The organism is Telluria sp. ZT3P26 (assembly GCF_059686035.1).
The window spans coordinates 543,558-557,330 of the sequence record NZ_JCASII010000003.1; the positions used below are offsets into that span (position 1 = coordinate 543,558).

The window sequence follows — 13,773 nt, forward strand, 5'->3', positions numbered from 1 at the left end:
GGGTCAGCGCGCGAGAAGGCGGCGCAGCTGCGCCGCCTGGTACGCGCCAAAGGTATCGCTGAACAGGCAGCGGATCAGCGGATCATCGACGACATCGACATCCAGCAGATCGCGCTCGGCATCGGCGTCAAAACGGGCATCGTTGATGCGCATGTACATCGTGGTCAGCGACTCGCCCTGTTCCAGCGCACCATACAGCCTGGCGGCCGGGATTTCCGTCGTCCAGCCAAGCGGGCCCGCTTGATCCATCAGCGTGGCCACGTCACCCTTGAGCAGGTAATCGAACACCTGCACCTGGCCCAGATGGTCATACACCGACAGTCGCCAGTAACGCGGACCATCGAAGTAGCTGGACGCCGCCTCTACATCGGCATACTTGGCAGGCAGACCCGCGCGGCAGTAATCCACCACGCGCGCCATCTGCGCTTCGCCCAGGGCCGCAAAACGCCGGGCAATCGACGCCGTCGAAGGCGGCGCCGCATTGCCTTCATAAACGTAATCGACATCCTGCGGCCCCACGGGTTCGAGCCACGCCAGCGGCGCCGCCGCCTGCAGCGCCGCGCCGTCCAGCCGCACGGACTTGCCGGGATCGAGCCGCACGATCGATGCGGCCGGCAGCGCCGCGCCGACCTCCCGCGTGAACTGCGCATAGGTGATCGGGAAGAACGCGCGGTTGTACCATGACCACGGCTCCTGCACGAACTGGCATGAACTGGGCACCACGTAGCGCGGCTGCAGCGCCTGCAACTGCGCGATCCATTCGGCCGGCAGCTCGGGCGGCGCGGGCACGGTGCGCGATGGCGTGAGCACCTCGATTTCGCGCATCGTCTGGAACGGCCACAGCACCATGTCCCACGGTCCCAGTTCGATCAGCTGCGCCAGCGTGTCGTCGTCGATCCACGAGTCGACCACATTGAGCACGTTCTGTCCGGCCGCCTGCACCTGGAACATCGAATCGACATCGACATCCATCGCCTCCCGCGGGGTGACGGTGAACGGGCCGACGGTCACCGGCGCGTTCAGGCGGAGCAGGTGCACGTGCGTGAAGCCCAGCTGGCGCACCATGTCGAACAGTGCGTCGAAGATGCAGTAGATGTACAGGGGCGTCGCGCGATCCAGCAGATCGAGGCTGTCGAGCGAGCAGTGGTCATCATGGAAATGCGAGATGAAGACGGCGTCGAAACGCTGGCGGCGGATCGCCGCGAGATCGAAGCGCACGTCGGGAAACGCATGGCAGTTGCGGCTGAACGGATTCTCGAAGATGGTATCGAATGCGATCGTCGCACCCTCGCAATCGAATACGTAACCCGCATGCAGGATGCGCGAAATGGTCAAGCCTGGCGTCGTCATTGGTCCCTCCTGGAGGCGGCATTCTACAGGGCGCGCTCCAGGACGGCGCTTGTTGCCGCCAAACCGAACGGCTACACTGCACCACCCCAGCATTTCCGAAAGTAGCAGATGATCATGAGCCGCCCCGTTCCCCGCGCCATCCTTGCCGTGTGCGCGTTGCTGGTCACCGCATGGGGCGCGCTGGCGCTGTGGTTCCAGCTATCGCGGCCCGGCGGCTACGCCGCGATTGGACTGTGGTCACTCGCCGGCCTGGCCGCCACCATCGCCATGGCGCACGGCCAGGGCAAGTGGCCGGGCACGAAAGCGCTGGTCACCGGCGCCGTGGCGCTGGCCGTGCTGCTGGGATGGTGGTTGTCGCTCGCGCCATCGCACGAGCGCGTGTGGGCCGACGACGTGTCGCGCATGCTGGTCTCGCGTGTCGACGGCGATCGCCTCGTGCTGCAGAACGTGCGCAATTTCGACTGGCGCACCGAAACGGATTACACGCCGCGCTGGGAAACACGCGACTACGACCTGGCTGGCATCGTGTCGGCCGACCTGATCCTGTCGTACTGGATGGGGCCGCACATCGCCCACACACTGGTGACGTTCGGCTTCAAGGACGGCAAACAGCTGGTGTTTTCGCTCGAGATCCGCAAGGAGCGCACCGAGACCTTCAGCGCAATCGGCGGCTTCTTTCGCCAGTTCGAACAGGTGATCATCGCCTCGGACGAGCGTGACCTGATCCGCACGCGCAGCAATGCGCGCGGCGAGCAGGTCTACCTGTACCGCCTGCGCGCCACGCCGGGGCAGCTGCGCGCCGTGCTGCTGGCCTACCTGGAACGCGCCGAAGCATTGCGCCGCCAGCCCGAGTTCTACAACACGCTCACCAGCAACTGCACGACGATCCTGTACGAGCTGGCACACCGCATCGCACCGGATCTGCCGCTCGACTACCGTTTGCTGGCATCGGGCCACTTCGCCGAATACGCGTACGACCAGAACGCACTCACGCCGGGCGTGCCGTACGCCGTGCTGCAGCAGCGCGGCCACATCAACGCGCGGGCGCGCCAGGCCGATGTCGAGGGCAGCGATTTTTCGCGCGCGATCCGCGTAGGCGTGCCCGGCATTCGCTGAAAACCATCGCACCGGTGCTCTCAATAGTTGCCGCAAGTCAAATCAGCGGCGGAGGCTTCCACTAGTATCGACCATGGTCGAACGCTACGGGGGAGACAACCATGGCTGCGCGCTACAAGCGATTGAACGGGTCGGCGAAAGGCAGCGTCGCCGTCGAGATGGCACTGATCCTTCCCCTGTTCCTGGTCCTGCTCGCCGGGCCGCTGTATATCGCGCGCGCCGCATGGTGTTACAGCGTCGGGCAGAAAGCAGCGCACGATGCGACACGCTATATCGCGACCGCGACGCAGGCCGAACTTCGCACTGGCGGCGGTGGCTTCAACGAAGCCCGCGTTCCCGCGATCGCGCGCTGGATCGCCCAACAGGAACTGGGCGAAATCGTACAATTTACTGATAGCATCGTCATCACGATTCAATGCGACGGCGACGGTTGCGGTCTCCTGGCGCCTGCCAAGGTCCGCACCGGCGTTCAAATCGGGTTGCACGATCATGTTCTCGGCGACCTGACGATGGACTACCTGGGTTCTGCCGGTATGACGATAAGCAGCGAAGTCACGATGCGCTATGTCGATCAGTGAACACGCGTGCCCGAGGCGCGTAACGCAGACAGGCTCGATCAGCGTGATGTTCGTTGCCGCCCTGATGATCATCCTGGGCTTTCTCGCCCTGACCCTCGATCTGTCCATGCTCACGCACCGCAAGATGGAACTCCAGAATGTCGCCGACAGCGCTGCACTGTCGGCTGCGCACCGGCTTGACGGGACCGCGGCCGGCATTAACGGCGCACTGGAAGCCGCCTCGCAGCGCTTCCTGCAGGGGGATGGCAGATTCACTTACAACTACGGCAAGGCGTCAATGAACTGGTCGGATACGGCCATCGAATTTGCTGCCAGCCCGTCCGGCCCGTGGCTCGCGTTCGGCGAGGCCGTGAAACATCCTGAAAATCTACTGTACCTGCAAGTCGATACCGCGCAGCTGGACACCGGATACGGTACCGTCGCCACCCTGTTTCTCCCGACGTTCACAGACATCCTGGACGCCTTCACCAGTGCCCGCGCCATCGCCGGCCGCTCTGCCATCAAGGTCACCCCGCTGGGCATCTGCGCCATGCGTGACGAAGCCCACCGCAACCACGCTGGCGAGCTTGAAGAATTCGGCTTTCGCCGCGGCGTGGGCTACAACCTGCTGGACCTGAACCTGCCCGGCGCCGATGCTGGCCAGACCTTCATCGTCAATCCGGTTGCGCAGTCCACGCCCGTCACTGATGCAGCAACGCTGGCGCCGTTCGTCTGCACTGGCACGATGGCCATGTCACGGCTGTCCGGTGGCACGGTCAAGGTGTCGGCAACGTTCCCGCTCGACCAGCTCTGGCAGCACCTCAATTCGCGCTTCGGCACCTACGGGACGGGTGCTACCGCGTGCGACGCCCGCACGGCGCCCGCCGACATCAATATCAAGGAATTCACCCACAACAGCGGCACCCCGTGGATGGGCGCGACGCCCGCGCAGCAGTCGGCCGCGCTGCTGGCGACGTCCGAGCGCCGGTGGACGGTTGCCGGCCCCGATGCGGCACCCGCCGGTACCCTGGCCGTGCAATTCGGTCCGCTCTGGTCGTACGCAAAGGCGGTCCTTTATGCATCGTATGCCAGTACGGGTTCGCCGGAACCGGCAACTGGTTATGCAACCTATGACGTCAGCGAATGGAGCACCCTGTACACGCCGGGCAAGCCGACTACATCAACGTCCACACCCTATCCCGACAGTGCGGACACGCCCACGCCCTACTCCTACAGGTCCGGTACCCAATTTTACAAAGGACCAGCGGCGAGCAACAAGGGTCTGGCCCACCGCCGCGTCCTGCACCTGCCCTTGCTCGCCTGTCCGGTCGCTGGCAGCAATGCCACCGTGCGTGGCATCGGTAAGTTCTTCATGACCGTCCCTGCCACGAAGACGTCTCTGTACGGCGAGTTTGCAGGCCTGGCGACCGAGCAGTCCCTGGGCACCCGCATCGTTTTGTACCCCTGATGGATGGACATGCCATGATCCGCCAAACGCCAGAGCGGCAACGTGGCGTCGCCGCTGTCGAATTCGCCGTCGTTGCCGTGATTTTTTTCATGCTCTTCTTCGGCATTCTCGACATCATCCGGGCACTCTATATCTGCAATATCCTGCAGGAGGTCACGCGACGGGCGACGGCGCTGGCCGTCAACAGTGATTTCAACGATGCAACCGCGATGCTGAACGTGCGCACCCATGCGGTGTTTCGCACGACGCGCGGCGCCCTGCTCTTTGCCGATCCCATCTCGGACGAGCACGTCAAGATCGATTACCTGCAGATCCCGGCGACAGCCAATCCGGCCCCGATCGGGACATCGATGCCCGCGAGTCCCCAGCAAAACCGGATCAACTGCACCTCCAATCCCAACGCGGCCAACTGCATCCAGCTGGTCAGGGTGCGGATCTGCCTGCCCGGGGGCGCCAGCGATGTCTGTACACCGGTGCCGTACCGGCCACTGGCGTCATTCCTGCCGTTTTCATTCAGCTTGCCCACCGCCACCACCATCGCCCGGGCCGAAACCCTGGGCATGCCGCCCGGCGTGCCAATGCCGGTGGGCGGCGGCGGGTAGTACCTACAGGACGTCGGACGACGTGGCCTGCACCACCCGCGATATGGCGACCTTCGCGATGCGGCGATCCTCGACTGCGACGACCTCGTAGCGCCAGCCATCGAGCTCAATGGCCTGCCCCGGCTCCGGCATCGACGCGAAGCGCGCCAGCAGGAAGCCGGCCAGCGACGTGTAGTCCTCGTCCCCCACCAGCGCATCGGTCTCGAGCACCTGCTCCAGCTGATGCAGGTCGGCCGCGCCATCGGCTTCCCACAGGTCCGGGCCCTGCGGCCGGATGGCCAGTTGCTCATCCTCATCCGGGAATTCGCCGGCGATCGCCTCCAGGATGTCCACCGGCGTGAGCAGGCCCTGGACGATCCCGAATTCATCGGTCACCAGCACCAGCTGACCGTGCGCGCGCTTGAGCGTGTCCATCGCGCCCAGCACACCGGCCGTATCGGGCAGCAGGATCGGCGCGCGCACGACGCCAGCCTCGGGCGAGGCATCGATGCGCCCGTGCAGCATCAGCGCACTGACCAAATCCTTGGTGCGCGCAATGCCCACCAGCTGGTCCAGCTGCCCGCGCGCCACCGGCATGCCGCTGTGCGGCGACGCCTGCAACTGGCGCAGGATGGTGTCGGGATCGTCGTCCAGGTTGACCCACGTGAGCTCCGAGCGCGGGGTCATGATCGAACGGATCGACCGGTCGGCCAGCGCCAGCACGCTGCTGACCATATTGCGTTCTTCGACGCCGAACGCTTCGGGCTCGGCCACCGGTTCATCCTGCGGTTCCACATCTGCATCGGGATGCATCCGCTTCTTCCCACCCATCAGGCGCAGCACCGAATCGGCGGTGCGGTCGCGCAGCGGAACGCGCGCTTCCTGTTTCAGGAAATTACGGCGTGCGAACTGGTTCAGCGCCTCGATCAGGATCGAAAAACCGATGGCAGCATACAGATAGCCTTTCGGGATATGAAAGCCCAGGCCTTCGGCAACCAGCGACAGGCCGATCATCAACAGGAAGCTCAGGCACAGCACGACGACGGTCGGATGCGCATTGACGAAGCGCGTCAGCGGCTTGGACGCCAGGATCATGACGCCGATCGAGATGATCACCGCAGCCATCATCACGTACAGATTGTCGACCATGCCGACGGCGGTGATGACCGCATCGAGCGAGAACACGGCGTCGAGCACGACGATCTGGGCGACCACGGCGCCGAAGCCCGCATACACCCGCGACCTGGTCTGCACATGCGTGACGCCTTCCATGCGTTCGTGCAGTTCGACGGTGGCCTTGAACAGCAGGAACACGCCGCCGAGCAGCAGGATCAGGTCGCGGCCGGAAAACGCCATCGACCCGAGGGCGAACAGCGGTGTCGTCAGCGTGACGAGCCACGACACGATGGTAAGCAGGCCAAGGCGCATCAGCATGGCCAGGGAGAGACCAATCAGGCGCGCCTTGTCGCGCTGGTGCGGCGGCAATTTATCCGCCAGGATGGCGATGAAAATCAGGTTGTCGATGCCCAGGACGATTTCCAGGACAACGAGCGTGAGCAGACCCGCCCAGATGGTGGGGTCGAAGAGCCATTCCATGTGTTACCTCTTGTTTGAATCAGTGTGAAGGTGCAGCTGCGCGAGACGCAGCGAGAGCGTGCCGCCAAAGCGGCACGGGCAGGCGTCACACGATGCGGGGAGGCTTGAGCAGGGGATGCCAGGACTGGCTGGGATGCGACAGGGATGGGGGTGCGGGCACGCCGCCGCGCACATCAGCCAGGCGCAGCGAAATCTCTTCGTTGATCGTGTCGTGCACGTCGGCGCCCGCCGGCGGTTCATCGGGATCGATGTCGCAGCTGGCCTGGCAGTCGTAGTTATCGGGCAGGTAGGCGTCGGCGAACACCGGTGCAGTGGTCAACTGGACGAGCGGTTCGGATGCAATGACGCGCTGGGCTGGCTCGGGCGGCAACATCGCGGATGCGGCCATGGCCAGGGCAAACATGTTCAGGGGGAGCAGCAGGATCAGGCAGATGACGAATACTCGTCTCATATACGGCGGGAAAGTCGATGACACGGCCATTCTAGCATGGCCCCGCGCACGCCATCCGTGCGCGCCGCACGCCATCCGTGCGCGCCGCACGCGTAGCAGCCCTCTTGTACAATGGCCGCCACCTTACCCACCGGCCCCGCCGGGAAGCATCCGATGCACACATCTGCCCAGCGCATGAGCGCTCTGCTCGACTATCTCGTCGAGCAGGCCAAAGACATAGATCCTTCCGCGTTCACGCTCGCGAAAGTCACCGAATTCAAGAAGACCTTTGCCGACCTGTCGACGCTGCCGTGGATCGAATTCAACGTCGAAACCGAGCAGGATGACCTGTGGTTGCGCGTGCACCGGCTCGAGGCGACGCCGCCGCCCCTGCTGGCCGATCCCGCGCTGGCGCCCTATCTGGCGATCGGCGCCGACCCGTCCGGCAATCCGCCGGCACTCGCCGAAGCCGCGCTGGCCGGCCTGGCGAGCGACGATCCGGCCCGCGCCGGCGCCGCCCACGCGCTGGCCGTGTATCAGGCGCCGTGGCACGAATGGGCAGCGCGCGAACGCCCGCGGCGCCAGGTGATCTCGCTGTATGCGGACCTGTTCGCCCTGAAGGCGCGGCTCGAATCCGAAGAAGCGGCGCGCCCGCTGGAACTGGTCTGGGGCATGGGCCTGTCGTCGTGGCAGATCGGCGCCCCGGCACCCGTCGACTTCCATTACCCGCTCATCACGCAGGCGCTGGAAATCGACATCGACCCGGCCTCGCACGCCATCGGCCTGCGGCCCCGCCAGCTCGACGCGCACCTGGAACTGGATGCGTTCGCGGCCTGCGGCGTGCCCGGGATCGGCGACGTTGAACGCGCCGCGCGCAGCCTGCTTGCCGTACGCGGCGACAGCGCGATCTCGCCGTTCGCACCCGAGACGATTGAGCCGATCCTGAAGCTGATTGCCGGCCAGGTCAGCGCGGACGCCCGCTACGACATGGCCGCCACGCAGGCGCCGCCCCCTGGCGAGCGTCTCGTCGTCACGCACGGCTGGGTGATCTTCGCGCGACCGCGCGCGACGCACTTCCTGATCGACGACATCGCGCGCCTGAAAGAACGCGTGGACGTCAGCGAGGCGCTGCCGGCCGGGCCGCTGAGCCTTGTCACACCGCCTGGCAGCGAGGTGCTCGAACACGAACCGATCGCGTTTCGCGGCCTGTCCGGCGGCGCGGTCAATGCCGGCGAGCCGCGCGAGCTGTACTTCCCGCTGCCGTACAACCGTGAGCAGGAAACGATCGTCCAGCAACTGGCGCGCTCGCCCGGCGTCACGGTCCAGGGGCCGCCCGGCACCGGCAAGACGCACACGATCGCCAACATCATCAGCCACTACCTGGCCTCGGGCAAACGCATCCTGGTGACGTCCAAAGGCGAGCCGGCGCTGAAGGTGTTGCAGGAGAAGATTCCGGAATCGATCCGGCCGCTCACCGTCGCCCTGCTCTCGGGCGACAAGGAAGGCATGCGCCAGTTCCAGGCGTCGATCGAGGCGATCATCCATACGCTGTCGCACCTGAACCCGCAGCTCGAGACCGAGGCCATCGCCGCGTGCCGCGTTGCGCTCGACCGCGCGCACGCCGAAACTGCCGCCATCGACACCCGGATCGACGAGATCGCGCATGCGCAGCTGGCTGCCGTCAGCGTCGACGGTGTCGAGATGCGCGCGCAGAAGATGGCCGAACTGGTCATCGACGGCACCGAACGTTACGGCTGGTTCGACGACGAGCTGTCGCTGGCGCCGCACCACGCACCGCCATTTGGCGACGAACAGGCGGTGGCGCTGCGCGATGCGCGGCGCCGGCTCGGTCCCGATCTGGTCTATTGCAATGCGCGGCTGCCTTCTGCCGACGCACTGCCGGCGCCGGCCAGCATCGGCCGCCTGCATGACACGCTGCTGGCCATGCGCGACATCGAGCGCGACGAAGCCAGTGGCGCGCTGCCCCCGCTGCGCGCCACAACGCCCGACGTCTTTGCCGCCGCGCAGGCCTTGCAGGCAGCACTGGCCGACGCCATTGCCACCGCAGCAGAGGTCGAAGCGTCAGGCGTCGACTGGGCGCACGCCCTGCGCCTGAAATCGCGCCAGTCGCAGTTCGTCACCGAGCGCAGCGCGTTCGAGGCGCTGCTGCCCGAGATGGATGCGCTGTTGCGCGCCCGCGCCGAATTCATGCAGCGGCCCGTCACGGCGCCGACCGAAGCGCTCGGCAATCCGAAAGCCATCGAAGCGATCCACCGCGCCGTCGACACTGGCAAGCCGTTCGGCCTGTTGTCGTTTGGCGGCGGCGACGTCAAGGGGCAGATCGCCGCGATCCGCGTTGCGGGCCTGGCGCCCGCCTCCACCGACGACTGGGCCCACGTGCAGCGCTACGCTGCGCTGCAGAGCCGCCTGCACTCGTTCGCCGTGCGCTGGAATGCGTTCGCACCCGATCTGTCGCTGCCGGTGCTGGTCGCCGACGTGGCGCACCTGCGGGCCATCGAACAGGTCCTGACCACAGCCCGCGCCGCACATGCCCAGGCAACGCGCCACGACGTGCAGTTGCCTGGCCTGGCCCGCGCGGTGTTCAGCCAGCCGCCGACGAACGACCTGCTGGGCCGCGAAGCCGACCTGCTGCGCGTGCGCGACTACCTGGCGCGGCACCTGGCGCGGGCCGGCCTCGAACAGGCCCGCACGGCCATGGCCGCGCTGCATGGTCTGCTGGCGGGTGCCGACGGCCCCGTCGGCGTGCGCCTGCGCGAGCTCGCCGGACAGGCGCTCGGCATGCCGGGCCTCGAGTCCGACACGGTCAGCGCCGACTATGCGGCGCTGCTCGCGGAACTGCGCCGCATCGACGCGCTGGCGCCCGACCTGGCCACCGTGCGCGAATTCGCCGAACAGGTCGCGGCGCATGGCGCGGGCCGACTGGCAGCACGCCTGACGACCATCCCCGTCGACGCCCATGGCGACGATGCCGTGTTCCCCGTGCGCTGGCGCGATGCCTGGACCTGGGCGCGCCTGAAAACCTACCTCGACGATATCGATGCGCGCGACGAGATGCTGCGCCTGGCCGAGCGCCGCCGCGAACTCGAACGGGGCCTGGCGCGCCTGTACGAACAACTGGTGTCGAAATCGTCCTGGCTGGCCACGCGCCGCCTGGCCGGCCAGAACGTATTGAGCGCGCTGGAAACCTACCGCACGTCGATACGTAAATTAGGCAAGGCAACTGGCGTGAACGCTCCTCGCTACCGGCGCGATGCGCAGGAAGCGATGGTCAATGCGCAGGCCGCCGTGCCGTGCTGGATCATGAGCCATGCGCGCGTGTCCGAAACGCTGCCGGCCACGCTCGGTGCGTTTGACCTCGTCATCGTCGACGAGGCCAGCCAGTCTGACCTGTGGGCGCTGCCGGCGGTCCTGCGCGGCAAGCAGATCCTGGTGGTCGGCGATGACCGCCAGGTCTCGCCCGAAGCCGGCTTCGTCTCGGCCGCAAAGATCACCGACCTGCGCCGGCGTTTCCTGGCCGGCCAGCCGTTCGAAGCCGTGCTCACGGCCGACATGTCGCTGTACGACATTGCCTCGACCGTGTTTGCTGCGTCGAAGGTCATGCTGCGCGAGCACTTCCGCAGCGTTGCGCCGATCATCGCCTACAGCAACCGCGTGTTCTACAAGGGCTTCATCCAGCCGCTGCGCATCCCGACGGCGTCCGAGCGGCTCGATCCGCCGCTGATCGACGTGTTCGTGGCCAATGGCTACCGCGAGAACAAGGGACTGAATCGCCCCGAGGCCGAATTCATCGTCGCCGAGATCGACGCCATCCTGCGCGATCCGGCCTATGCCGGCCGCACGCTGGGTGTGGTGTCGCTGCTGGGCCCCGAACAGGCGCAACTGATCGACAAGATGGTGCGCTCGCGCTGCGACATGGCTGAACTGGTGCGGCGCAACTTCGCCTGCGGCGACGCACGCCTGTTCCAGGGCAGCGAGCGCGACATCATGTTCCTGTCGATGGTCGCCGACAGCAAGCAGCATCACGCGCTGTCGGGCGTGCAGTTCGACCAGCGCTTCAACGTCGCCGCTTCGCGCGCGCGCGACCGCATGTACCTGGTGCGCTCGGTGCGGCTCGAAGAACTGTCGACGCTCGACCTGCGCCGCACGCTGGTCGAGCACTTCGCCAAACCCCTTGAAGCCAGTGAAGAAGCCACGAGCCTGATCGACCTGTGCGAGTCGGGCTTCGAGCGCGACGTGTACACCGAACTGTTCGAGCGCGGCTACCGCGTCATCCCGCAGGTGCCGGCCGCCGGCTACCGCATTGACATGGTGGTGGAAGGCGCGCATGACCGGCGCCTGGCGATCGAACTCGATGGCGACGAGTTCCATGGACCAGACCGGTGGCAGGCCGACATGGGCCGCCAGCGCGTGCTGGAACGGGCCGGCTGGACCTTCTGGCGTTGCTTTGCCTCGACCTGGTCGCTGCAGCGCGAAACGATCCTGGCCGAGCTGCTGGCGCGCCTGGCGGCAATGGGGATCGAGCCGCTTGGGGCACTGGCGCGCACGCCGCTGCTGGTCGAGTACCGCGAATGGGGACGTGACGCGCTTAACGCGGAAACGCCACCGTTACCACGCAGCCTTGAGCATCCGCCTTCCGGCCAATCGTGACCGCCGCCCCGTGCTGGTCGGCGATCTGGCGCACGATGCTCAGGCCCAGGCCAGCGCCTGATTTGCCGCCGGGCCGCAGCCGGTAATAGGGACGGAACACGTTTTCCGTTTCCTCGTCCGGCACCGGTTCGCCATCGTTCGACACGCGCAACAGGCATTGCCCGTCGGCGCAGTCGATGGCGACGTCGATGTCGCCGCGCGCCAGGCCATGCCGCGACGCATTCTCGATCAGGTTCCGCAGCAGTTGCTGCAGCCGGTACGGGTCGCCCTGCACGCTGCAATCGTGCGGCGCCGACAAGCCAAGCGACTGGCCGCGCCGGTCGAGCAAGGGTTCCTGCAGCGCCATCACGTCACTGCAGACTTCGGCCAGCGAGACCTGGCGCTGCAGCTGCATGTCGGTGCCGGACGCGAGGCGGCTGAAGGTCAGCAGCTGCTCGGCCAGCTGCGTCGTGCGTTCGAGCGCGCCGACCGCCTCGCCCAGCGAGGCGTCGCACTCGGCCTGATTGGCCGCGCGCAGCGCGTTCTGCACATGCAATTGCACCGCCGCGATCGGTGTGCGGATCTCGTGCGCGGCGGCGTCGATGAATTGCTGCTCGCGCTCGAAGGCAGCGGCGACCCGCTGCAACAGACTGTTGAGTTCATCGACGACCGGCGACAGCTCGCGCGGCAGGTCGGGCAGTTCGACGGGTGCGAGCGACTCCGGCTCGCGCCGCGCGATCGCATCGGCCAGCGTGCGCAGCGGCGCCAAATTGGTCGCCAGCACCAGGTTGACCGCCACCAGCAGCAGGATGCCGCCGATGATGACGGGCGCCAGCACGGACGCGCCAAGCTGCTCGACCATTTCTTCGCGCACCTCGTCCTTCTCGGCCACCACCACCCACACGTGGCCCGATTGCAGCGCGAACACCTGCCACAGGGTCTCGCCCAGCAGCTTGCTGGTAAAGCCTGAAGCCAGGGGCGCCAGCGGCGCTTCGGGCGCAGACGCCGAACGGGCCAGCAGGCGCCCTTCGGCATTGAAGACCTGGAACGCGATCTTGTGTTCGTACGGGTGGCCATACGGCGTCGCACCCCCTGAATACCCGAGCTGCTGCGGAATCGGAATCACGATCGGGGCCCCGATGGTGGCCGTCTCGAGCTGGTGAGCCGCCAGCGTTTCGAGCACGCGCGCCGAACTGGCCAGGCGCGCGCTGAAGAATTCCTCGGACTCGTGACCGGCGAACCAGTGCGCGGCCAGCGAGATGCCCCCCAGGATCAGGAGCATGCACGCCATCGTGCGCGTGATCAGGCGCCGGCGGATCGAATAGCGGCGCCCGCTCGTCCGACCGCTCATGTGGCTGGATTCCCGATGCGATAACCAAGCCCGCGCACCGTCTTGATCAGGTCGGGATCAGTCTTGCGCCGCACATGGTGCACGTAGACGTCAATGGCGTTGCTGGCCACGCCCTCGCCCCAGCCGTACAGCGACGCTTCGAGTTCGCTGCGGGTAAACACCTTGTTGGGCTGCTCGACGAGCCGCCGGAGCAGCATGAATTCGCGGTGCTGCAGATCGATCGGCTGGTTCTTCCAGCTGACCGCCATGCCCGCGAGATCCAGCGCCAGGTCGCCAAAGCGCAGCTGGTTGACCGACAGGCCGGCGCGGCGCCGCTCGAGCACCCGGACCCGCGCGAGCAATTCGTCGATATCGAAGGGCTTGATCAGGTAATCGTCAGCGCCCAGGTCGAGCGCCACGATCCGGTCGCGCACTGCATCGCGCGCCGACAGCACCAGCACCGGCACGGCATTGCCGGCGCGCCGTACCCGCGCCAGCACGTCGATGCCGTCGAGACGCGGCAGGCCGAGGTCGAGGATGGCCAGGTCGAACGCATTGTGTTCGAGCGCCGCAACCGCAGCCACGCCGTCCCCCACGTGTTCGACCGTGTAACAGGCCCGCCCGAGCGCCAGCTTCAGGCCCGATGCCAGCGATTCGTCATCTTCGACAAGTAATATTCGCATCCTGCACGTCTCCAG

The 13,773-nt window shown here is 66.5% G+C and carries 10 protein-coding genes; 5 read left to right on the forward strand and 5 right to left on the reverse strand.

What is annotated here, in order from left to right; genetic code table 11:
* Positions 1–3 precede the first annotated feature (3 nt).
* Complete coding sequence (locus tag AC56LN_RS13115; protein WP_499572290.1) at positions 4–1,350, reverse strand: MBL fold metallo-hydrolase; 1,347 nt, start codon at positions 1,348–1,350, stop codon at positions 4–6.
* Between the two features lie 114 nt (positions 1,351–1,464).
* Between AC56LN_RS13115 and AC56LN_RS13120 the strand changes: the two genes are divergently transcribed.
* The 4 genes from AC56LN_RS13120 (at position 1,465) to AC56LN_RS13135 (ending at position 5,093) form a co-directional block, all read left to right on the forward strand.
* Complete coding sequence (locus AC56LN_RS13120; protein ID WP_499572292.1) at positions 1,465–2,466, forward strand: Lnb N-terminal periplasmic domain-containing protein; 1,002 nt, start codon at positions 1,465–1,467, stop codon at positions 2,464–2,466.
* A gap of 101 nt (positions 2,467–2,567) precedes the next feature.
* A complete protein-coding gene (locus AC56LN_RS13125; protein WP_499572294.1) occupies positions 2,568–3,044 on the forward strand; it encodes a TadE/TadG family type IV pilus assembly protein in 477 nt (158 codons plus the stop codon).
* Complete coding sequence (locus tag AC56LN_RS13130; protein ID WP_499572296.1) at positions 3,031–4,491, forward strand: pilus assembly protein TadG-related protein; 1,461 nt, start codon at positions 3,031–3,033, stop codon at positions 4,489–4,491. The genes AC56LN_RS13125 and AC56LN_RS13130 overlap by 14 nt, the downstream gene beginning before the upstream one ends.
* Before the next feature lie 14 nt (positions 4,492–4,505).
* Complete coding sequence (locus AC56LN_RS13135; RefSeq protein WP_499572297.1) at positions 4,506–5,093, forward strand: TadE/TadG family type IV pilus assembly protein; 588 nt, start codon at positions 4,506–4,508, stop codon at positions 5,091–5,093.
* Between the two features lie 3 nt (positions 5,094–5,096).
* Here the strand turns inward: AC56LN_RS13135 and AC56LN_RS13140 are convergent, their stop codons facing one another.
* Both AC56LN_RS13140 and AC56LN_RS13145 read right to left on the reverse strand, forming a co-directional pair.
* On the reverse strand, positions 5,097–6,668 hold the full coding sequence (locus AC56LN_RS13140) for a TerC family protein (protein ID WP_499572299.1): 1,572 nt from the start codon (positions 6,666–6,668) through the stop codon (positions 5,097–5,099).
* Positions 6,669–6,753: 85 nt separating this feature from the next.
* Entirely contained in the window at positions 6,754–7,119 is a 366-nt protein-coding gene (locus AC56LN_RS13145; RefSeq protein WP_499572301.1) for a hypothetical protein, read from the reverse strand.
* A gap of 153 nt (positions 7,120–7,272) precedes the next feature.
* On the opposite strand from AC56LN_RS13145, the gene AC56LN_RS13150 reads away from it, so the two are divergent.
* Positions 7,273–11,766: a PDDEXK-like endonuclease domain-containing protein gene (locus tag AC56LN_RS13150; protein ID WP_499572303.1), complete on the forward strand. Its 4,494-nt coding sequence runs from the start codon at positions 7,273–7,275 to the stop codon at positions 11,764–11,766.
* Here AC56LN_RS13150 and AC56LN_RS13155 read toward each other — a convergent pair.
* Together AC56LN_RS13155 and AC56LN_RS13160 are read right to left on the reverse strand one after the other, a co-directional pair.
* A complete protein-coding gene (locus AC56LN_RS13155) occupies positions 11,705–13,096 on the reverse strand; it encodes a sensor histidine kinase (RefSeq protein WP_499572305.1) in 1,392 nt (463 codons plus the stop codon). The two genes, AC56LN_RS13150 and AC56LN_RS13155, sit on opposite strands and share 62 nt — an antisense overlap.
* Complete coding sequence (locus AC56LN_RS13160; protein ID WP_499572307.1) at positions 13,093–13,758, reverse strand: response regulator transcription factor; 666 nt, start codon at positions 13,756–13,758, stop codon at positions 13,093–13,095. The genes AC56LN_RS13155 and AC56LN_RS13160 overlap by 4 nt, the downstream gene beginning before the upstream one ends.
* Positions 13,759–13,773: the final 15 nt, after the last annotated feature.